Below are 21,248 nucleotides of genomic sequence, written 5' to 3'. Positions count from 1 at the left end.
CTGGCCGCTGCACAGGATCAATCAATAGCTCTTAGCCGCGCCTTCTCTGCTGGAACCATTGAAGGGTATTTATTGGCCCAGAGCTGGACAGCTGGGTTGGCTGCTACATAGTCATTCCAGCTGCAGCTATAGGTTTTGAGCGCACGGGCGCAGTCCAGTGACGCAATACGTGCCTTCTCGGCTGACTCCGCCTTGATCTGATCAATACGCCCCTGGAGATCCTTGTTGACCTCCCCGAGGCTCAACCCCGTCATACCCATCATTTCCATCATGAACTGATTGGCTGGGACATTGTTCTTGAAGCCAACTGCCGTTGCCTGAATATTGCCGGCTTCATCGACGTAGTTGATCGAGAAGGTGTAGTCGTGCTTTTTGGCAGCAAAGCCGATCAGGCCTGGTATGCCAAAGAGCACGACACCGGCAACGCCCATGCCGACATCAGTCTTGCTTCCTGAGCCACCCTGTGACCAAGAGAGCACCTGATCTTTCTTGATGACTAGTCCAGGGGTACCGATCTGACCATTAGCCAGGGTGACGGTGCATTCCGAGCCACCGGTGCAGAGGGCTTGATATACCGCGGCCACACCAGGCGTAGCCGAGAGTCCGATTGCTGCTGCTGCAGCAGTGCCGGCCGCAAGTCGATAGATGGAGGAGTGCATGGTCAGCAGCTGAATGAGTCCCATCTAGAACCTCAAGTGCCGCAAACTGCTGATAACAGCTGATTCAATGCCAACACCGCATAGGCATAACGTTTTCTTCCGGCGACTGGCAGTTCACTTGCCATAGAAAAACAGCGCTAGCTGCCCTGGCTGGCTTCAGGCGAAAGAGGACAAGGCCACTGCCGCGTTGGCGCGCTGAAATGCTGCAATCGTCCCAGCAGCACTCGCCCACGGGTAGGAGCGACAGTGCACCTCAAAGCTGTGACCCATTGCCTGCGCCATGCTGCCAGCATCAATTCCACGTTGATGACCGCGCAGGCTGTAGCTATGCCGGAAGCTGTAAGGAACTGCACGTTGGGCATTTGCAGCCATCACTTGTCGCAGCGATTTCCATGACTGCTGACGGCTTAGATATGTCTTGATGCAATCTGCAGGACTGTTCCCACTATTTAGTGGTGGCAGCTCGATCAAATTCGCCTGCCATCGCTGCATCAAGTTCCAGCTGCTTGCTTGCCCGTCTTCTCCTATCAATGGCAGGGGGAACAACCGGCGTGAATCGGTTGAACCCCCACCACTGCGCTTTCGATAGGTGCACCACCAGTAGGGCTCTCGCGTGGCTGAATCTGCACGAATCGTCAGATGCAGCAGCTCGATCGGACGCAGACCCAGCTCGGCCATTAGTCGGACGCTGTCGGCCCAACGACAGCCAGCCGCATTTTGAGGTAATCCATCAATCAGGTTCAAGATCTGCTGGTCGGTGAAGGGATCTCCCTTCTGAGTGGCAGATGCCGCTTCTCTGGATTTGGTTCCCACGTGCTGCCGTAGCTCAGATGGCGGTACCCAGAGGACAGGCAACCCAGCGCGGTGCACGCCAAAGCGCAGGAACTGAGCCAGTGATTGAGCTCGGATCTGACGCGTTCGGCTTCCAGGAGGCCAGGCTCTGATGCACTGATCCATCAGATCGGCAGGGTTCATCGGTGCCTTTCGACTGCAAAGGAGCTCCACGGCAGCGGTGACAACAGGTAAGTAGTGGGCCTCCCAGGTTTCAGGTTTCACGGTCGTGCCGTGCTGCAACTTCTGGACCCGAAATCTCTCCGCCACAGCCGTCCAATCGATTGGTGCCGCTGGTGCCTCCCCAGCAGCCAGGGTTGCAGCGGCCTTCAAGGTGTGGCCCTCGCCGACTAGGCGATAAATGGAGCGCACCCTTGCCACGGCATCGCCCGTTTGCCCCTTGGCCCAGTCAAAGGGGAGGGCTACAGAGGTCATCCTGCCGTCGGCGGTTTTTACCTCGAGACGCATGCGGTCCCGATGCTCGCGGACCCACCAGCCCTCAGCCGTACTTGTACGAATGGAGACCCGAAAACCCTTCACCCAGGCCTGGTCATGACGGGCTCTCGCAGCCATGGAACACTCAAACAACCATTCGTACAATTGTACGGAAAAATGGCTTTTTTGGACCTGACAGGCCATGACAGCCTCAGACAAAGTCAGTTGCTGCAACTGGTTTCAGCAGTGCTGATCAGGATTGATCGATTGGTTTGGGAGCACTAGTAGGTCGCAGGTTCGAATCCTGTCGCCCCGATTGACTTTTCACCGATAGGCCCCCTGCTTTGTGGGCAAGATGTGGGCAAAGCCGCCAGGCACCGCCTTCCTCAAGATTCAAGTTCTGGCAGCGGGACACAGCAAAACCAGCAGGACTGGCGGATTTATTCCCTACAAGCCCTGCTGGACCCCTCTCAGGGCGTCACTGGCCGATTTCAAGCCATTTCCAGCAGGCTTAGGCCCGGCCCACTCCAACAAATGGCCCTGGTCCAGTAGCGGACTGAACCAGGGCTTTCGTTGCCGTGCTTGAAAGGCTCAGTTTTTCTCGAGGAGATGGGGCGTGCGGGCCGTCGCTTCATTCATCGCTTCGTTACAGCGCTCTAGGTGATACAGAACTGGTGAATTGCTGCTTGGGAATTTGCGGCGCCAATGCACCCCAGCCCGGAACAAGCCGGCCTTGCGCCAGCGACCCAGGGTTTTCTCGCTCACACCAAGAAGCGGACCCGCCGATCGGGCATCAGCCCATTCCTGGGTATGGGCTAGTTCGATTGGCTTGGCAGGGGGCTGCGGACGGCTGTGACGAACTCTTGGAGAGACCATTACCGGCCCCTCCTGCAATAGCGAGAATTCACATTCGACTTCTGGGCCACCAGGCAGCACTGCCCCTCGGGAGGTAGGCCGACCAGAACAAAACTGTTTGCTATCACCCTTCCCCCTGCAGCAACGCCACCACAGCTGGATCCCAGACGAGCTGCTGCCGGTGCTCGCCGCGGCTGCAGCGCGGCAGGGCGATACCCCAGTCGCAGCCGACTGCAGTGAGCTGCCAGTCATCAAGGTCATTGCGCACCTGCAGGCCGCAGGCCGCCAACCGGCGGTTGATATCCCTGATCGTGCGGCCCAGCCGCTCGGCCAGTTGCTCTGCATCCAGGCGTTCTTCGGCTGGCGCACGACCTTGCTGAGCGGGGCGATGAGCTGAGGCCGCAGAGTTGGTGTCGCAAAGGATCTGTTGCAGTGGGGCCAAGTGGAGGCCGGTGCTGGCCTCGATGTCCTCAATGGCAGCTAGAAGCGCATCGGAGTACCCGACGCCGGTGAGCTCGATGATCTCCTCAGCAAGCCGCAGCACCGCCTGCACGGTCTGGGTCTTTTCCCCAGCCGGGCCTGATAAGTGGGCCCTTGATTTGACCTGTTGGTGGTGCAGGGCTGGCAGAACCTCATGGGTGAGCCAGCGCCGCATCCGCCAGGCCGTCTGGCTGGCGTCCAGCAGCAGCAGCAGGCGCAGTAGGCCGCCTTCACTGATCAGGGCCAGAGTGCAGCCCTGGCTGCCGGGTCCCTCCTGGGAATGGAGGCAGTGCTCCGCCTCCCGCAGGTTGGCCAGCCCTCTGGCGATCGGCTGCTGGCCAAGGGCTGCTGCGACATCAGCGGCGGCGAACCAGGCCTCACCGTGCGCATCGGTGCTGACCCGGATGCGGTGCCCCTCGAACGGGTAGGGCACCAGAGCGGTCGTGCTGCTCATGGCTGAGAAGGCGAGAGGACAGTGGCGCCAGCTGCGGCAGTGGTGGCGATGGGTGCTCCTGCTTGCGGTCTTCGGGGAGCTGGCACCGTGCCGGAGAGCAGCAGCAAGATCGTGCTCAGTTGCAGCGCCAGCAGCAGCCACAGCAACCACTGCAGCTGCTGCAGCGCGCTGAGCCCCACGGTGGTGGCGCTTCTCTGGCGGGTCCGGCAGAAGGCCGGCAGCTTGGGACTCCTTTCCCTCTCACTGAGTCGGAAATTGGCGTGGTGGCTCATCAGAAGGGCACCTCTTCATCGGCGAACTCATCGCCGTAGTCCTCTGCATCGGCAAGGGGGATCGCCTGCTGCTGGCGCGCTGCTGCCTCATCGGCCCTGTAGGCCTGCTCGGCTGCTTCGATCCAAGCTGGATCTGTGCCCTCGTGGATGCTCAGCGGACCGTAAAAGCCGATCGTTACGTTGCGGGGCACCGCATCGGCGGACGCCTGGTCTTCGATCTTGGGGCCCTTGGGGTTGCCGTCCTGGTCGTACTGCTCCGCCCAGGGGCCGCCGCGGCCAGAGCCACAAACCCCGCGCCAGCCATATGGAGGTGGAGACCCGCATAGCTGAGGCCCAGCTGTGGATCGCCCAGCGGCTGCCTTTGGCTGTGATCAGGGAAAAAGCAGCCCAGAACTGGGGAATCAGCAACATCAAAACGATCAGCAAATACCTGGCCCTGGCGCGTCAGCGGATGGTGCAGGAGCTGCTCACCGACCGGCGCCGCCACCAGGCCCAGCACATCTACGCCCTCTACGACTGCGCCCGCCGCGCCATGGATGCCGAGCAGTTCTCTGCGGCGGTGGGTGCCTTCCGGGTGATTGCTGAGATCGGCGGCATCCTGCGGGGCCCCATCAAGTCACCGGAGCTGAGGGGATGACGGGCGCTCCTTCGAGTACGGCACTTGTGCAGCGCCCTGCAGCAGCTAGCAGCGGCCTGCTGCTAAGCGAGCTCGACCCCTGGGGCGACGCCGGCCTGTTGCACCTCCCCACAACCACCACAGCCGAGCCATCGGAACCCCAGAGCCTGCGCAGCTTTATCGCTGAGGCTTACCCCCGCTACGGCTTCCACCGCTGGGCTGACGTACTGATCGACCTGCTGCAAGCCGTGGCCGATGGCCACATCAGCCGCCTGATCGTCACCTGTCCTCCCCGACTCGGCAAAAGTCTCCTGGTTTCCAAGCTGTTTCCGGCCTACTTCCTGCAGCGCTACCCGCACCTGTTTGCGGCGATTGCGTCGTATTCGGCCGAGCTGGCCTACGCCCACTCCCGAGAAGCGCGCCACTTCTACCGGGTGACCGGCCACCTGCTGGCCCGCGATTCAGCGGCGGTGGGCAACTGGCTCACCCGCCAGCGCGGCGGCTGCATCGCTGCTGGTGTTGATGGCCCCTTTACGGGCAAGGGCTACAGCCTGGGAATCATCGACGACCCCTACAAGGGACCCGGCGATGCGGCCTCTCCGGCGCTGCGGCAGAAGCTGATCGACTGGTTGCGTTCGGTCTGGCTCACCCGGGCCGAACCGGCCATGGTGCTGGGTCCAGACGGCAGCGAGCAGCCGAACCTCTCAGCCCAGGTGGTGGTGCTCACCCGCTGGGACCACCAAGACGTGATCGGCTGGCTGTACGAGCAGGAGCTGGGCGAGGCGCCGCAGCAGTGGACCGTGCTCGATCTACCCGCTGTTGCAGAAGAGCCGGCTGAACGCCCCAAGTTGCCACCCACCTGCACATTGGTACCGGACTGGCGCCAACCAGGAGAGGCTCTCTGTCCGGAGCGGTTCCCGCTGAGCGAGCTGGTCAAAATCCGCGCCCGCCTTGGCGCTTACTGGTGGGCAGCGCTGTATCAGCAGCGGCCCAGCCCGGCGTCTGGATCAATTTTCCTGCGCAACTGGATCCGGCCGCCCTTCCCTCGCGAGGAGGCAGGAGCGGCCAGTGGACCCCAGCGTCAGTACGCCTTGCTGGCCCTCTCGTGTGACCTGTCCTTCAAGGGGGAGGCAGAGAGCGACTACTGCGGCTTCTGCCTGATGGGCCTGCTGGCACCACCCCCCAGACGGCTCAACCCGCGCACAGGCGAGCACGAATGGCAGCCTCAGAGCACCGCCTTGGAGATGGAGGTGCTCTGGGCCGCCCGCCATCGCTTTGGCCTGCCAGAGGTGATCCGCTTCCTGCTGGGGTGCCTGGAGGCGCTGGAGCAGCAGGGCCTGCGGCCCAATGCCGTGCTGGTCGAGGACGCCGCCAATGGCCCAGCGGTGCTCCAGACCCTCAGGCGCAGGGTGCCGGGAATGCTGCCAATCACCGCCCGCGGCAGCAAGGAAACCCGCGCCCATGCGGTAGCCCCCCTGGTGGAGGCAGGTCAGATCCGCTTCCACCACCGTGCCCAGACCCTGGTGGAAGAAGCAATCCGCTTTCCCAAGGGCAGCAAGGACCTGGTGGATGCCTTCTGCCACGGCGCCCTCTGGCTGGAGGGCCGTTACTGGAAGGCCCAGGGCATCAAGCCGGTGGTGACGCCACTGCTGGTGAGCCGATGAGGGGGATTGTGAGTGAGCCGCTGACGTCCGCGGTGCGGGAAGGTTCCACGCGATCAGTGATGGAGAGCCCACGCCCTGCCGTGGTGACTCCGGCTGCTGTGCAGCTGGTGCTGCCGATCACAGTCGTGCTGGTGGGTGATGCCGCAGGTATGGCGCAAATGCTCAAGCAACATCGCTACCGCCAGCCGATGTGCCATGCACGGGCAGAGCAGCTGGAGATCAATCTCCAGGCGCCGGTGCATCACCCGCCGAGGCCCAAGTATCAGCAGCCGACGCGCTGCAGGCCACAGCGACAGCGGCCAGTCCGCCCCCACGCCGCTGCCGACGCCCTGGCCCTGGAGCACATGGACTTGGCAGAGAAGATCGCCGGCAACTTCGCTCGCCGCACTGTTCACCCCAAGGAGGACTTGCTGCAGCTGGCAATGATCGGACTGATCAAAGCGGCGCGCCGCTACGACCCTTCACGGGGACCATTCCGGCCCTACGGGCGCACCTACGCCAATGGGGAGATCACGCACTTCCTGCGGGACAACGGCTTCTTGCTCAAGGTGCCGCCAACATGGCGGGAGCTGCATGCGCGGGGGCAGCGATTGCTTACTTCAGGAGTTGGCGTAGTTGAGATGCTGGAGCGATTAGGGATCAGCCGTGAGCAGTGGATTCAGATTGTCGATGCTTGCTCGGTACGGGTGGTTGCTTTTCCTGTTGAGTAAGCGATCAGCACCAGCAGCGATGCCCGCTGATGCTGATGCTAGAATCTAACGCATACAAGTTCTTAGCTGCTCACGCAGCTGTCACAATCCGTACTTGCGAATGTATTCTCGCAAACGGTAATATCGGGCGTCTTGAAGTAGATCTGGCGCAGTATCTACTATCCCGTCTATGCATTGGCTCAGCTCTCTCGGGGCCTGCCGTTGTTCGTTTATCACAACAGCCAGCAAATTTAGCGCGTCTACCGGGTATCTTACGCACAAGCCCGATTCGTGTAGTAGATGCACTACGAAATCATGGTGCTCACTCGGTTGTAGCCAGTCCCGAACCGCAGCCAAAGCGGCCGGGAATTCGTCTCGTGCAGCAATCGCCAGCCGGGTCAAGGATTCTGCCATTCGCGGAGTAGCTAGGTGGCGTGACTTCGGCCACACCTCTTTCCAGAAGGGCAGGATACGGTTCCTCCAATAATCCTCGCGTTGATCAGCAATTCCTTCGAGAGCTTGGAAGAGCGCCTGCGCGCATGTCTCGAGACCAGCCTGAGGCAGGGCGCCAATCGCTGATCGAAAATCATCCATGGCGTACCCATCACTTGGAGCCAGCGCTGCGTACGTCAGGAAGGCGGCGAACTGTTGTCGGTGGTCGCCTAGTTCGTCGTAATGGCTTGCACTCTGGAGAAGCTGAGGCTTGAAGGCGGTCAGCAAAGGCTGGTACAGACGGGGTGACCACAAAAAACCTTCCCACATGCTTCGCGCTTCGGCAGGATTGTCCCAACTGAATAGTGGCAACAGATATTGCTCGGTCCAAACACGGTCCACGCGAAAGAATGCGATCAATTCCGAACCAAGCAGTACCCGACCGTGACGAAATCGATCTACCTGCACATCGCACAGCTGGGTGAAGAAAGGTTGGACGTCAGCCGGAAGCAAATCGTTGTCGTTCGGATTCCGTATGAACCACAAGTTGATCAATGCCTGAGTGACATGCCCGACTGGGTGGTTGATGGCCTCTGTGACAGGTTGGTCAATTGGCTCGCCATTACGCATCATCTTGGTGCCCACCTCGAGTGGCAGCGTCAAGACGCGGCCGCAGAGGTCCAGCAGTACGTCCTCGTGGCGCCTTATGGACTTGGATGCAGCCTTGATCCACCACGTCACATCATCGCTGATTTCCTGGATGACGGTATCGGGCATGGTGTGCACCACCGGCGCGGCATAGCGCCACGACCTCAGCACTAATCCTTCTTCACTCCAGGCCTGGAGGGCCTCGCCCCATCGCTCGGCCGGCCAAACACCATGAAGTGCTAGATCGCGTAGCGCGAACAGGATATGAAAGAAGCGGGTGCGGCAGACCTCCCGCCACTTGTCCTCGTAGAAAGGGAGCCGTTCAGGCTGCGGTTTCATCAGCCATAGCACCAGCTCATGCCGCTTGCGGGGAGCGATGTCTATGTCCCTACCTTCCTCGTAGTCCCGATCGCCGGTGCCGCTTATCCAATGCGCGAACTCATCGCTTTCGTTGACCACCAATTGCCATTGTGGGTAGGTGCTGGACAATTCTTCCAACCGATGCTTGGCGGCGTCGCCTAGAGCGAGGCCGGATGCGTTCAGCTTGGCCAAATGCAGCCAAACTGAACTCGTAACCAAGTCTTGCCATCGATCCGGCTCGAGGTTGTCTCGATACATCTCGCGCGGGGGGCCTGTCAGTATCGCCACTTCGAGACGATCCTGATTGGCAGCTGACAAATGGTGTCCTTGCAGCACCAACAGCCGAAACATCTCCCGCCGCGTATCCACAGACCACAGCCACCGGGCAGCATCGAACAACAGCCAGTTCACCCAGCACTCGGATGCGATACATGAATCCTGGGTGGCAGCAAACAGAGCCAGTCTCTTGAAGGTGGGATAGGGCTGCTCGAACCACGCTTCAGCAATTCTTGCGGCGCGAAAACGATCTTGGCTGCAAACTGCCAGCCAGGAATCACGTAGCAACTCGATCAAGATCACCCATTTTCGAAGGCCTCTGTTCTGCCAGTGTGGAGCGATCGAAGGCAGATCCCAGTATGAACCGTCGCTGTGATCGTCGGATTCGCCTAACTCGCGAAGCAAGTCCAGTGCATCGCACAGCAGGCGCTGTAGATCATCCAGTAGGAGTGGTAAGGCAGCCGCCCAGCATGCATCGTCAGTTGCCTGCAGGGCAGGATGCACATGATCGGCCGTCGGCAACAGTTCCCAGTCCACCAACTGTTTAATCCTCGTGGGCCCGTTTGTGTTCTCCCCCTCATGACTCCACCGAAACGGCATCTTCAAGGCAACCTGGGGTGCGAGGAGTTCGCGAAACTCCATGCGTAAAGTGGGAGTCATTCCCTCCCGTTTTAGGCGAGCCATCCAGCGATTGACATCGATGTCGCGCCGCGGCGATTTCACCCGTCCGGTGAGCAGCAGTCGCCATAGTGTGCGCATTAAAGGTCCGGGAATGGCATTGGGTGCCTCTGAGCGGATCTCATCCAGCTCCGCGATCTTGCAGCCACACTCCAATGAGGCAAAGCGATCAAGCTCGTATTCGATCAACCGCTGCCAGCGATAGTGCAAATGGCCGCCACGTTGCGCGATCCAGATGACAAGTCTTGGGTCATCCAAGTGCCGCACCAGCCAGCGGGCTAGGTGCAACATGACGTCGTCCCATTGACTGCTGGCGAAGCCGCCTGAAACCAACAGCATTTGCGGTGCGCGATTATATGGTGCCGGCCTGCAAATCAGGCTAAAACGGAGCTTGTCGTCCTGTTCGTTCTGAGGAGTAACGCCAAAGCGGTCAAGATCACTGTGCTGAAATCGCTCGGCCGAAAAGGCATCCAGCAACCAGTCCAGCGACGGGACAGGATTGAATTCGGCAAAGCATTTGGCCGGCAATCCGGATTTATCCGACAAGGCCCACAGCATTCGGCCGACGAAGTCGTCTTGTTGTGTAGCAGCAGATGGCCGTGCCAAGGCATGGCTGACGACGATGCGCTGCTTGCCCAAAACGCCGTCCCGGTAGGTCTCTGCCCATGCCTTCAAGGTCTTGTGTAGTTGGGAATGGTCGTGGCTTCCATCGGGCACTTCGTACAGAATTGGAGTGACGCCTTTGGCTTCCCACTCAATGGCCTTGTGGTGTTCTTGCCCTGCCTTGAAATCGCCAAGCGCCCACGCTTGAGGTGTAACTTCACCCAGCATCTTGTCAGCGGCCAGCGCATCCATCATGTAGCGCAGTACTGGGTCATTGATGCTATATCCCACGAAACAAACTACGTAGTTGCGGAACAGTTCGCTGACGAAGCGTGCCGCCCAGCGTTCAGTGAGGTAGGCAAGGCCAAAATCGCCGCTGGTAACAACCAGTCGATTCAGAATAGTGTCTTCATTGTTATCGGGGAGTAGCCCATGCAAATAAACCAAGCCGTTCCAGCGACTATTTTTCGGGATCGGCAACATCGGCGCCGTATATGCATTGAACTCTTGACCTGTGTATTCTGCCGCCGTGTGAAATAACCGGTCGAAGTTTGTAGTTACCAGGCGTAGATCTCCTTCGCGATTGCGCGCTAACCTCAGCAGCGCTGCTTGTGTAGTGGTAGCACCGTCGAGGCTTAGGTTGGGTTTCAGCGACTCCGCTAGCGCCCGGCGGACGGCCAGGCGCTGTCCTGGCAGGCGTCGTTCCAAGAGGTCCAGGGTGGCGTCGTACTGCTCGCGCTTGAAAGCTTCATGTTCAATGTCTGTGGGGGTCGTGCCATTCAACTGATAAATCTGCTCAACCAACCCCTTGAAGCCGGGAAGGCCGGCGGGTTTGGAAATGCCGGCGCCGCAAAAGAACACCACACGGCCCTCTTCGTGCGCCTGCAGTAACGCGTCGGGAATATCGGGGCCGTGGGTTAGAAACTGCATTTTCTTTCTCTGCTATCCATGCTTGCGTGTATGAGAGCAAGTCAAATCTCCGTAATTCTAACGGTTAAGATCAGCAGTCCCAGAAAAAATATTTTTGATCATCAGTCTCTGCGCCGATCTCTCGACCATGATGCTTGGCTACTCGCCAATAAATTTGATTCCTGCCTGGCAAAATGCAATTTGTTTCTTGAGGGCTTCTTTATCGTGCTGTAAATCCATGAATCTTGATGCTTCCTCTAAGCTTTTAAGCCCAAACGAATTCGGTATGTGAAACAGCAACAACTGCTCTACATAGCTTTTTAGCTGATACACATGGGTGTCAATATTATTTTCGCCTGCACCTAAGTGAACTGATTTGTTTCGATACTGGCGCAAGTTCTCAAGAACTAGCCTATTGTATTCACGATCCTTGTATAGAAATGAAGCGCGCCTGATGGTCTTGTCATATCTATCCCTTAGTGTGCCAGTAAGATACTCCAGAACACTCCATAGCTTGATAAAGGTCGAATCGTAGTCACGCGAGTCCAAGGCCCTGACGTACCTTACTATTCCTAGTTCTACATCTTTCCTGTAGATATTCTTTTTCAAGGCATCCCGCCAAATGTTAGTAACTTCAAGAATTTTGTAGGAATCGTTTGAAAAGTCTACTTTGCGATGGTCCTGAAAGTTCTCAGATTGATGCCAATACATGTCTCCTATGTTCTTTCCATCCTTGCCATGTAGAGTATGGACTTCGCCAAGCAATACTTGGTTAATCGGCTTTTTTCTTTCACCGAAACTTAAAACCATTACTTTGTTGGCCTGCAAGTTCCAGATGCCTCTCAATAGATCGATAGCATCGAGCATCTTGCCGACAGCAGCATGTGTACTTTTTTCGGACGCATGTGCTACGAGATAATACTCGGAAGCCCTTTTCGGGCCTACCAGCCAAGATGGAGCGATCGATAAGAACTGCTGCCTTGTCGCTAGATATTTTTTAGGCAAGTTCTTGTAGAACAGGAGCGTGCACCCATTCACTTTGTATCTTGGCAGGATATTGCTGGAATGAATATTTAGTGTTGTAACAAGCGAATATCCTTCTTCCGGCATGCCCAAGTGCGTACGGACAGCTTTATCAACCAAAGAGATTATATTTTTCTGTGTCAACTTAGTTTTCCTTGCTGCCTCATGAAAACCTTTTACAATAAGTTCACGTGAAACTTCGATAGGGATATTTTCAGAGATTTCAATCATTGTCGTGAGCACAGATATATACTCGTTGTATTCAAACCCAGTGAAAGATAACTTTTCGCCGTCTAGGGTTCTTATGCTAGATAGCTTCTCAACTATGAGCTCCGGGTTGAAGCCATTTTTCCATTTTACAGTCAATTGCTATTCCTCCTTGTGCCTAGCGCTATATGGTTGGATCTTCGCTAAGGGATGGCCCGGTCTTTAGTGGTTCACGCAAGAAGCCTAAGTCATATCCAGTTGAAGTTTGAACCCACCATCTGGCAACTAATCTTAGGCAAAATGCCCATCAGGCCAGGTTCTTCTGCGGACCCGCTTAGAACCTAGGCTCCGCGGTCTGAGTGACCAACTTTCCCTGATGCCCTGACCGAAACCATGCAGATCCCGCATAGCTTTTCCTGCCGCCATTGCTGCTACTGGCAAGAGCTGTGACCACAAGCAGCAGCCAGTGCCCACCACCCGCCGTCGCAGGACAACCAGCCCCGCCTTCTCAGCGGCACCGCAGGCTCCGCTTCCTACCCAGCCCCCCTGGCTTGAACACCTCACCCTCTCCGGCCTGAGGGATCGCCTCCAATTGGTCTACGACTGCTGGACCCTGCTCGAACTCCCCGACGGCACCAGCCGCCGCCCGTTGTACCTAACCCGCGGCATAGAAGAACCCGAGACCTGCTATCTCAAGCGCCTGGAGGCAGCTCGGCCCACCGGCTTCTACCGCGATGCTCTACGCACCTATGCGGGGATGCTGTCGCGGTTGGCCTGGCAGGAGCTCCCCGATTCCCTCACTCGGGTGGCCACCGATGTGGACGGCCAGGGCACAGATCTGGGCGTGTTCCTGTTCCTGGCCGACCTGCTCACCCTGCGCGATGGCGGCTGCCTGATCCTGCAGCTGCCGCCCCAGCACCGCTGGCCATCAGAAGGCGACCGGCTGGAAGCCCTCGCTAAGGGCGACCGCCTCTCCCTGCCCCGTCTGCAACTGGTACCCCGAGGCGACCTACTCAACTGGCGCCTCCCTACCGATTCCGCCAGTGCCGCTCCGGCATCGGGGCCGGTAGAGATCGTCTGGCGGGAGCCGCGCCGCCAAGCCCTGCCGCCCCGGTTCGCCAGCGGCAATGCAGCAGTGCCCACGGTGCTGATCGACGCCCATGGCGGCTTGGTGCCGGATCCCCAAGCCTGGCTCTACCGCAGCCTTTCAGTGACGGACGATGGCCTGGTGCTGAGCACCTGGCAGGCCAATCCCAACCCCGGCGCCGTTGATGGCTACGACGTGGTGCCGGTGGGCGAGCCTTCGCTGCTGCCCCAGCGCTTTGACCTGCCAGCCCTCTGGTACTCAGTGGATGGCAGCGCCTTTGGAGAAGGCGATCTGCCCCACCTGGGCCTGGCCCACCAGTACCTCAACCACTACCGCTGCCGCAGCGACTATGAGGACCTCTTGTCGCGCACCGCTCTACCAGTGGGCGTGCGCACGGGCTTGGTGGATGCCTACGGCTTCCGCCGCAGCGATGGGGCTCTGGGATCTACACAAGGAGCTGGCGCCGGAGATGCCCAACGCCCCCAGCGGCTGGTGCTCTCCACCTCCTCCTTCATGGACCTGCCGGAGGGTGCCAAGTTCCAGTGGGTCGAAATAGAAGCCCGCTCGCTGGCAGAGCACCGGGCCTACCTGCAGCAGCTGGAAGAAGCCATGCGCCGCGACGCCCTGATCCCGGCCGGTGGCCACGGCCCGTCTCGCACCGAGCTGGAGATTTCGCTGACTGCCGGCCAGAGCTTTGCGGTGCTGCAGTCGCTGGCGGGCCAGAAGAGTTCGATGCTCAGCACCCTGCTGCGCCAGTGGACCCGCCTCACCGGCGAAAAGCTCTCCGACACGCCGGCCTGCAGCGTGGAGATCTGCCCACTGGTGCCACCGCAACCGCCGCGCAAACCCCAGCCTTCGGTGCAGGAGTGGCTGGTGCTGCATGAACGGGGGGTGATCGACGGGGCCGAGCTGCGGCAGCAGCTGGGACTGGGTGAGATCACTGGGGGCGACTGAGCTGGCAAGGGAGGGTACGACCCAGTCCTCCCCACCTATCTGCACCTGGCGGCCTGGTGACGCCGAGGCCCTGCACATAGCCCTCTCCATCCCCGTCACCAGTGCTGCCCTGGCGGCCCTAAACCGGGAAATGGCTCAGCTGCAGACCCATTACCCCACGGGGGTATGCACCGCCCAGCACCACTTGGAGGCCATCGCCGCTCTTGATCAGCAGCTGGCGGTGCTGACCCCAACCGAGGTGAACAGCCCGGTGCGCACCAAGCGCAAGGGCGTCGCCGGCGGGGTGGTGCCGAACCCGCTGCCGCTGAGCAAGTTGGCGGTGGTCGACTACGCCACCGAGCTGCTGCTAGAGGAAACCGAAAGCGAGTGGAACCCTGCTGGCCCATCACCAGCTGTGGTGCTGAACCGGCAGAGGAGTCAGCACATCGGACAGCTGGCACTGCTGCTGCCGCGGCTGCAGAACTGGCGCCAGTGCAACACCGATCCCTTCCAGGGATCACTTGTGCGGGGTTGAGCGATGGAGCAGCTCATCTCGCCGCTGAACCAGGGCCTAAACCCTGTGCGGGCCTCAGGGCAGTGGGGCCAACTGGTGGGCTTGCCAGCGTCCTCACCAGCGATCGACAGCCGGGTGGCTCAGCCCCTGGCTGCGCCCCTGTGGCTGGCCTTGCAGCCGTACGCAAATGCGCGCCTCTGCCTGTTTGAAGTTGACCGCCCCGAGAGCCGCAGCCCGGTCCCAATCCGCCGCCACGTGATCGACTGCTTCCTCGAGCAAGCCGGCATCGTTGGCGGCTACAACGACACCGCCCTCACCGACCCGGGTGATGTGTTGCTGCGCGGCTATCTATGCCGCTCAGCGATCCTGCCGGTGAGCACCAGCAACACCTTTGACTGGCTGACGGCTGAACTGCCCTGGGCCACTCCAGGCTTTCGTGATGAGGCACCGCTCCCCTGGGATCCAACGCTGCTGGGCACGGTGCAGGCCCCCTGCCAGGGGGTGATGTGGCTAGGGGACCTAGCCCAGCTGCGGTCCGATGGCGGGCTGCCCTCCGGAGGTCGTGCCCAGTTCGCCGGCTGCCTGGTGCAGCACTTCGGGGCGGACTACGGCCCCGGTGGCATCGGTCTGTTGGTGCAGCCGCTGCTGGGGGAAGCGATCCAGCTGGTGCTCAGGCCCCACAGCGTGCTGGTGCTCAGAGCTGGCGACAGCTTGAACCTGATCGCCGAGCGCTACGGCACCACCGTGGCCACCTTGCGGCGTAGCAACCCCCAGCTGGAAAGCACCCAGGCGATCACCGCAGTCGAGGGTGATTCGCTGGCGGTGCTGGCCGGTCGCCATGGCACCACGGAAAGCAAGCTGCGCAGCCTCAACCCAGTGATGCAGCAGAGCGAGCCCTACGTCACAGGCGAGGGCGAGACCTTGAGCAGCGTGGCGGCTGGTCAGAACCTCAGCCTCTCCCTGCTGCGCGAGTTCAACCCTGAGCTGAGCAGCTGGCCCAGCGAGGAACCGTTCCCGACGGGCACCACCCTTCTTCTGCCCATCTATCGCTCCACCACGCCAATCCCGGCCGGGATGCAACTGCTGGTGCCGGGTTATCTGCCCTCCACTCCCTTACCTGCTGGGGAGTGGATCTACCTGCCAGCGAGGCGCTCTGCTCCCGTGCTGGACGAGGCAGTGGAGTCGATCGGTTGAACCAGGTAGCAGGGTTCAGGCGTACAGGGGCTAGCGCTCGAGATGCCTCTGCCAGGGATATCCCCTTGCTGATGACCGCCATCGAGTTTCAGAACAAAACGCGCGTGCACCCTCTCTATGGCTGCATGTCCCGGAGGCCAGGGCAAGGAGGCTTGCACGCCACTGTTGAACCAAGGTGTTGCGATCAACAGCAACGGCAAACCGATCAACCTCCAGGCGATCAGTGCCTCCAGAAAATGTCGATGGAAGCCGGTGGCACGGCCTACTGGTCTACGGACTGGTGTGCAAGAAAGTGTTTGATCATCTGTTCCATGCCCTTCTGAGTGCGGCCATGGGGCCTCAAACCCTGTTCGGCCCAGGCGCGATCGAGTTGCTGGCGCAGGTCTTCCGGAATCCAGCAAGAGAGCATCACCTTGCCGGTTCGGCTTGAGGTGCAGTGGCGGTCAGAGGCCGACATGGCGAATCGTGTACATGTGCACAATCTGCCATCACGCGCCTCCCGACCAGCGCTCAATGCCAGAATGAAAACCGTTCTCAATCTGTGTCGCGGTCATGGTCCCTCCAGCGGAGCAGTCCCAGGCGCAGGTGCCCGTCACCCTGCTCACCGGCTTCCTCGGCGCTGGTAAGACCACCCTGCTTAACCACATCCTCAGCAACCAGCAGGGGCTGCGCAGCGCCGTGCTGGTCAATGAATTCGGTGAGGTGGGGATCGACAACGAGCTCGTGGTGGCCACCAGTGATCAGATGGTGGAGCTCAGCAACGGCTGCATCTGCTGCTCGATCAATGGGGAGCTACAGGAGGCGGTGCATCGGGTGCTCGAACGCCCCGAGCCACTGGATCTGATCGTGGTGGAAACCACCGGCCTAGCAGATCCGCTTCCCGTGGCCATGACGTTCATGGCAGGGGACCTGCGCGATCGGCTGCGGCTCGATTCGATCATCACCGTGATTGATGCCGAACACTTCAGCGCCACAGCCCTCGAAAGCCCGATCGCTCGCGCTCAGGTGGTTTATGGCGACATCCTGCTGCTCAACAAAGCCGACCTGGTTGATGAGCTACGGCTGAAGGAGGTTGAGGCCGAGCTGCGGGCGATCAAAACCGACGCACGAATTCTGCGGGCCAGCCGTGGTGATGTTCCTTTGGGCCTGCTGCTGAGCGTGGGGTTGTTTGAAACTGATCGCCTGGCGGCGCTGCAGGCCGCCGAGGGCGCCCGCGAGGACGACCACGAGCATCACCACGCTCCTGACCATCCCCATCACGAGCCTCACGGTTCCCACCACGATCACGATCACGCCCATCAGCATCACCACGCCCATACGCCGGAGTTGGAGGGTTTCAGCTCCGTATCCCTGGCGGTGGACGCGCCGTTTGATCTGCGCCGCTTCCAGAACTTCCTCGACAACCAGCTCCCCGACACGGTGTTCCGGGCCAAAGGGGTGCTCTGGTTCCGCGAGAGCGAGCGCCGGCACCTGTTTCACCTCTGCGGCAAGCGCTTCACCATCGATGATTCCGATTGGCCAGCCGGCACGCCGCGCCACACCAGGGTGGTGGCGATCGGCAAAGGACTCGATCAGCCCACCCTCAAGCAGCAGCTCAAGGCCTGCGTGGTGGCGCCATGAGCCAGATCCTGCTCATTTCCGGCCCGCCGGGTTGTGGCAAGACCAGCTGGATCCTGAGCCAGCTGCAAGTCCATAAGGGCCCCTGCGGTTACCTGCGTCTGGCGGGTTTCCCGGCTGAGGGCTGCCCGCAGGCCCTCGATGGCGGCATCGATCTGGCCGTGCTGGCGGATCACTGCCCGGGTCTGCGCGATCTCGCCGATCCGGCCCAGGCCCTGGCGCCCCCTACCGGCGATCTGCTGGCCCTGATTGAACTGCCCCAGTTCCAGCCGCCTGCCGATGCCGACAGCTGCGGGATCGATGCAAGGCTGCGTCCCCAGCTGGAAGCCCTGCAACTCCTGCCGCAGCGCCATCTGCACTTCGGCCGTGACGCGGAACTTCCCCCGCAAGACACCTTGCAGTTCAACGCCCTCGAAGCCTGGAGCCTGGACCTGACCCGAAGCGTCTGGGATCCCCCCAGCCTCAACAGCTTCTGGTTTGAGCTGGTGAATGGGGCCTACGGCGAGGTGTATCGCGCCAAGGCGCTGATGAACCTGCCCGATGGCCGCAGCTTCTTCTTCAACTGGATCGTCAGCCAGGAGGGGACCCAGTTCCAGCCGCTGGAGCGTGTCGCTCCGCCCGAGGGCCGCCCGCAACGCCTGTCGCGGCTGGTGGTGCAGGGCAAACACCTGGATGCGGCTGGCATCGAGGCCACGATCGCCGACTGCCTGCTCAGCGATGCGGTGCTGGAGCTGCAGCAGGCCCCACAACGCCCCTCCGGCGCTCCGCTCCCCGCCACCCGCTGACTGTCGCCATCTCCAACCACCGCCCCATGGCCCACGCCGTTATCTCCTGCCTGCACGCCAACCTCGCCGCCACCGAAGCGGTGCTCAGCGACATCGATCAGCTCGGCATCGACACGATCACCTGTCTCGGCGATCTGGTGGGCTACGGCCCCCAGCCCAATGAGGTGGTGGAGTTGATCCGCGCGCGCCAGATCCCCAGCTGCCAGGGCTGTTGGGATGAAGACATCATCGAAGGCCTCAATTCCTGCGAATGCAGCTACCCCTCGCAGCTGGCTGAGCGGCGCGGGCAACAGGCCCATCACTGGACAGCGGCCCAGCTCAGCGAGGAGAACAAGGCCTTCCTCGCCAGCCTGCCGTTGTCGTTGCGGCGCGATCGCCTGCTGTTCGTGCACGGCAGCCCCAACAGCCAGCACGAATACCTCCTGCCCGACATGAATGCCTTCGCTGCCCTTGAGCGGGTGGAGGCGGCGCAGGCCGACACGCTCTTCTGCGGTCACACCCATCGGCCCTATGTGCGTGAACTGCGCGAGGGGGTGATCAAGATGCGATTGCGCCGAGCCGTTGCGAACCCTGGGCCCGACATCGAACGCGAGGTGGATCTTCCCGTTCGTCGCATCGTCAACGCCGGCTCGGTGGGGGAACCGCGGCACGGCGGCACCAGCGCCACCTACGTGATCCACCACGAGCAGGACGACAGCGTGGAGATCCGCGAGGTTCCCTACGACGTGGAACGCACCTGCCAGGCGATCGTGGCCGCAGGGCTGCCGCCGCTGTTCGCCTGGCGGCTCCGCCACGGATTCGAGTACGCGGAGCGGGCCGACGACGCCAGCCACGTGTGTGAGCGCTGATGGCGATGTGGGCACTGCTGAGCGGCTTGCGCGGTGATCTGACGGTCTATGCGGCGGTGCAGGCCGAGCTGCGCCGCCAGCGGGTCGACACGTTGTTTGTGCTCGGCGATCTGATCGGCCCTGAGCGCGATGCGAACGCCCTGCTGGAGCGTCTGCAGCAGCCGCGCCGGGGAGACCTCCAACCGCACTGCCTCTACGGCTGGTGGGAAGAGCAGCTGCTGGCCGAGCGGGGCTTTCGCGGTGAGCGCCGGGCCGATGCCCTGCGCCAGAGAGGCGGGGAAGCGGCCGTGGCAGCCCTGCTGCAGGCGGTGGATCCCGGCCACATGGCCTGGCTGGCGTCGTTGCAGTTCGGTTTCGTGGAGCTCGATTGCGCCCTGCTGCATGGCAGTTCGGCCGATGTGGGCGACAGCCTCACCGCCGACACAGCCCCACTGCAGCTGCTGGATCGTCTCACCCGCATGGAGGCGAATCGCCTGTTCACGGCCCGCAGCGGCGAGCAGTTCTGCGTGGAGTTGTGCGGCGGCGGCATCGAATCACGCCTGCGTGATCTCGAAGGAGAACGGCAGCAGCACCAGAGCGTGCCCAGCCGCAAGGTGATCGGGGTGGGCAGCGGGCTGCACTACACCCTCTACGACCCGGGCAGCGACCATATCGCGTTCCGACGGGCCGGCTGTCCGATCCACGCCACTGGCAGGGGGTTCGCATGAACACGGGCTTCGGAGGTGTGGCGGAAACGCTGTCTCTGGATTTAGGTGGTCGCCGGCTTCAGGTGGTGCTGGAGCGCCGGGGCCCGGCGACGGGGGCGCCCACCTGGCTGCTGTTGCCAGCGCTGAGCACCGTGTCGAGCCGCAGCGAGTGGCAACCGCTGGCGACGGCGGTGGCGGATCGCTGCCAGCTGGTGAGCTTCGACTGGCCGGGCTTCGGTGACAGTGACCGCCCGTGCCTTGACTACGACGCGGACCTGTTGCGCTCGGCTCTGCGCTCCATCCTCAGCTACCTGTACGCCCAGAACCGCACACGCTTCACCGTGGTGGCCGCTGGGCACAGTGCCTCCATCGCCTTGGCCCTTGCCACCGAATGGTCAGGGCAGTGGCGGCGTCTGGTAGCCGTGGCACCCACCTGGCGGGGCCCATTGCCCACCATGACGGGCTGGTCACCGCAGCGCTTCGGCTGGTTGCGACAGCTGGTGGGCGCGCCGCTGGTCGGCCCGGCGCTCTACCGGCTCAACACCAGCCGGGCGGTGCTGGGGCTGATGCTGCGGCGCCACGTGTGGGTCGAGCGGTCGCTGTTGACGCCGGAGCGCCTTCTGGAGCAACAGCAGCTGGCCCGCCGCCGCGGCGCCCGCTTCGCCAGTGCGGCCTTTGTGAGCGGGGGGCTCGATCCCGCCGAAGACGGGGGCTGGTGGCTGGAGCAAGCGCAACGGCTGCAGTGCCCGTTGCACGTGGTGCTGGCAGGCGAAGCGCCGCCACGCTCCAGTGAGGAGATGGGGCGGCTGGCACAGAGCGCCGATCAAGTCACGATCATTCCCGGGCGGCTTGGGCTGCACCAGGAGTTCGGGTCCCTGCTGGCACAGCAGATGCTGCAGACCAGTAACGCAGCTGGCTGACCAGCAGGGCCAACACGAAGCCTGCGAACTGCACGATCACCACGCAGGGCCCCGAGGGCAGGTTGGTGAGCCCCGAGACCAGCAGTCCCAGCAGGGCACATCCCCCGCCCAAGGTGCCTGAAATCAGCATGTAAATCGGGAAGCGGCGGCTCAGCAGCCGGCCGGCGCAGGCCGGAATCACCACGAAGGCACTGATCAGCAGTACCCCGACTGCCTTGATCGAGACGGCCACCACCACCGCCAGCAAGATGATGAAGGCCAGGCGATGCCAGTTGGCGCGGACGCCGAACGCCCCGGCCAGGTCGTCGTTGAGGTTCAGCAGCACCTGGGCTCTCAGGCTCAGGGCCAGGTAAGCCATCGCGCCGAGCAACAGCACGGCGATCACGGCCAGGTCCGGCCAAGCGATGCCGAGGATGTCGCCGAACAGCAGCTGCTGGATGCCACCCCGGTAGGTCTCCACCAGGCTCAGGGCCACCACCGCAAAGGCCAGGGAGGTGGAATACACGATGTTCAGCAGGGCGTCTGCCGGCAGGCCACTGCGGGCCACCAGCTGGTTCACCAGCAGGGCGAACA

General features: G+C 61.5%; 21 protein-coding genes. 11 read left to right on the top strand and 10 right to left on the bottom strand.

The genetic code is table 11. The annotated features are described in order from the left end of the window. Positions 1-17: 17 nt before the first annotated feature. From KBY85_RS10780 to KBY85_RS10755, 6 genes are all read right to left on the bottom strand, one after another. Positions 18-584 (bottom strand): hypothetical protein, encoded by a 567-nt coding sequence (locus tag KBY85_RS10780; RefSeq protein ID WP_254961504.1) that lies wholly within the window; start codon positions 582-584, stop codon positions 18-20. A gap of 231 nt (positions 585-815) precedes the next feature. After that, positions 816-2,063: a site-specific integrase gene (locus tag KBY85_RS10775; RefSeq protein ID WP_254961503.1), complete on the bottom strand. Its 1,248-nt coding sequence runs from the start codon at positions 2,061-2,063 to the stop codon at positions 816-818. A 453-nt stretch (positions 2,064-2,516) separates the two neighbouring features. Further along, on the bottom strand, positions 2,517-2,801 hold the full coding sequence (locus tag KBY85_RS10770; protein WP_254961502.1) for a hypothetical protein: 285 nt from the start codon (positions 2,799-2,801) through the stop codon (positions 2,517-2,519). Positions 2,802-2,904: 103 nt separating this feature from the next. Further along, positions 2,905-3,714, bottom strand: a complete 810-nt coding sequence (locus tag KBY85_RS10765; RefSeq protein ID WP_254961501.1) for a BRO family protein — start codon at positions 3,712-3,714, stop codon at positions 2,905-2,907. Continuing rightward, on the bottom strand, positions 3,711-3,986 hold the full coding sequence (locus KBY85_RS10760; protein WP_254961500.1) for a hypothetical protein: 276 nt from the start codon (positions 3,984-3,986) through the stop codon (positions 3,711-3,713). Before KBY85_RS10760 ends, KBY85_RS10765 begins: the two co-directional genes overlap by 4 nt. After that, positions 3,986-4,177 (bottom strand): hypothetical protein, encoded by a 192-nt coding sequence (locus KBY85_RS10755; RefSeq protein ID WP_254961499.1) that lies wholly within the window; start codon positions 4,175-4,177, stop codon positions 3,986-3,988. Before KBY85_RS10755 ends, KBY85_RS10760 begins: the two co-directional genes overlap by 1 nt. A gap of 113 nt (positions 4,178-4,290) precedes the next feature. Between KBY85_RS10755 and KBY85_RS10750 the strand changes: the two genes are divergently transcribed. The 3 genes from KBY85_RS10750 to KBY85_RS10740 are packed head-to-tail and all read left to right on the top strand — an operon-like array spanning position 4,291 to position 6,976. Continuing rightward, on the top strand, positions 4,291-4,623 hold the full coding sequence (locus tag KBY85_RS10750; RefSeq protein WP_254961498.1) for a hypothetical protein: 333 nt from the start codon (positions 4,291-4,293) through the stop codon (positions 4,621-4,623). Further along, positions 4,620-6,266 carry a terminase gene (locus KBY85_RS10745; protein ID WP_254961497.1) on the top strand — a complete coding sequence of 549 codons (1,647 nt, stop codon included), beginning with the start codon at positions 4,620-4,622 and terminating at the stop codon, positions 6,264-6,266. The genes KBY85_RS10750 and KBY85_RS10745 overlap by 4 nt, the downstream gene beginning before the upstream one ends. A 59-nt stretch (positions 6,267-6,325) precedes the next feature. Next, entirely contained in the window at positions 6,326-6,976 is a 651-nt protein-coding gene (locus KBY85_RS10740; protein ID WP_254961496.1) for a sigma-70 family RNA polymerase sigma factor, read from the top strand. Between the two features lie 81 nt (positions 6,977-7,057). Here KBY85_RS10740 and dsr1 read toward each other — a convergent pair whose 3' ends face one another. Then, positions 7,058-10,882, bottom strand: coding sequence for an anti-phage defense-associated sirtuin Dsr1 (gene dsr1 / locus KBY85_RS10735; RefSeq protein WP_254961495.1), 3,825 nt, complete (start codon positions 10,880-10,882; stop codon positions 7,058-7,060). 138 nt (positions 10,883-11,020) lie between these two features. Next, the gene (locus KBY85_RS10730) at positions 11,021-12,115 is read right to left on the bottom strand and encodes a hypothetical protein (RefSeq protein ID WP_254961494.1); all 1,095 of its coding nucleotides are present in this window, start codon (positions 12,113-12,115) and stop codon (positions 11,021-11,023) included. A 442-nt stretch (positions 12,116-12,557) separates the two neighbouring features. On the opposite strand from KBY85_RS10730, the gene KBY85_RS10725 reads away from it, so the two are divergent. Genes KBY85_RS10725 through KBY85_RS10715 form a run of 3 tightly spaced genes read left to right on the top strand, consistent with a single transcriptional unit; the run spans position 12,558 to position 15,819 of the window. Continuing rightward, positions 12,558-14,132: a DUF4055 domain-containing protein gene (locus KBY85_RS10725; RefSeq protein ID WP_254961493.1), complete on the top strand. Its 1,575-nt coding sequence runs from the start codon at positions 12,558-12,560 to the stop codon at positions 14,130-14,132. Continuing rightward, the gene (locus tag KBY85_RS10720) at positions 14,110-14,646 is read left to right on the top strand and encodes a hypothetical protein (RefSeq protein ID WP_254961492.1); all 537 of its coding nucleotides are present in this window, start codon (positions 14,110-14,112) and stop codon (positions 14,644-14,646) included. The genes KBY85_RS10725 and KBY85_RS10720 overlap by 23 nt, the downstream gene beginning before the upstream one ends. A gap of 3 nt (positions 14,647-14,649) precedes the next feature. Beyond that, positions 14,650-15,819, top strand: coding sequence for a LysM domain-containing protein (locus KBY85_RS10715; protein ID WP_254961491.1), 1,170 nt, complete (start codon positions 14,650-14,652; stop codon positions 15,817-15,819). Between the two features lie 262 nt (positions 15,820-16,081). Here the strand turns inward: KBY85_RS10715 and KBY85_RS10710 are convergent, their stop codons facing one another. After that, positions 16,082-16,276, bottom strand: a complete 195-nt coding sequence (locus KBY85_RS10710; protein ID WP_180667569.1) for a hypothetical protein — start codon at positions 16,274-16,276, stop codon at positions 16,082-16,084. Positions 16,277-16,371: 95 nt separating this feature from the next. Between KBY85_RS10710 and KBY85_RS10705 the strand changes: the two genes are divergently transcribed. The 5 genes from KBY85_RS10705 to KBY85_RS10685 are packed head-to-tail and all read left to right on the top strand — an operon-like array spanning position 16,372 to position 20,675. Next, positions 16,372-17,439 carry a GTP-binding protein gene (locus tag KBY85_RS10705; RefSeq protein ID WP_254961490.1) on the top strand — a complete coding sequence of 356 codons (1,068 nt, stop codon included), beginning with the start codon at positions 16,372-16,374 and terminating at the stop codon, positions 17,437-17,439. Then, a complete protein-coding gene (locus tag KBY85_RS10700) occupies positions 17,436-18,221 on the top strand; it encodes a GTP-binding protein (protein WP_254954518.1) in 786 nt (261 codons plus the stop codon). The genes KBY85_RS10705 and KBY85_RS10700 overlap by 4 nt, the downstream gene beginning before the upstream one ends. 26 nt (positions 18,222-18,247) lie before the next feature. After that, positions 18,248-19,069 carry a metallophosphoesterase gene (locus KBY85_RS10695; RefSeq protein ID WP_254954519.1) on the top strand — a complete coding sequence of 274 codons (822 nt, stop codon included), beginning with the start codon at positions 18,248-18,250 and terminating at the stop codon, positions 19,067-19,069. Continuing rightward, positions 19,069-19,776: a phosphoesterase gene (locus KBY85_RS10690; RefSeq protein WP_254961489.1), complete on the top strand. Its 708-nt coding sequence runs from the start codon at positions 19,069-19,071 to the stop codon at positions 19,774-19,776. Before KBY85_RS10695 ends, KBY85_RS10690 begins: the two co-directional genes overlap by 1 nt. Then, positions 19,773-20,675: an alpha/beta fold hydrolase gene (locus KBY85_RS10685; protein WP_254961488.1), complete on the top strand. Its 903-nt coding sequence runs from the start codon at positions 19,773-19,775 to the stop codon at positions 20,673-20,675. The genes KBY85_RS10690 and KBY85_RS10685 overlap by 4 nt, the downstream gene beginning before the upstream one ends. On the opposite strand, the gene KBY85_RS10680 is transcribed toward KBY85_RS10685, so the two are convergent. Then, positions 20,590-21,248 (bottom strand): metal ABC transporter permease (locus tag KBY85_RS10680; RefSeq protein ID WP_254961487.1); only part of this gene is annotated, 659 nt, incomplete at its 5' end. The two genes, KBY85_RS10685 and KBY85_RS10680, sit on opposite strands and share 86 nt — an antisense overlap.

The organism is Cyanobium sp. BA5m-10 (assembly GCF_024346255.1).
Taxonomy (GTDB): Bacteria; Cyanobacteriota; Cyanobacteriia; order PCC-6307; family Cyanobiaceae; genus Cyanobium_A; species Cyanobium_A usitatum.
This window is presented reverse-complemented; position numbering and strand designations above follow the sequence as displayed.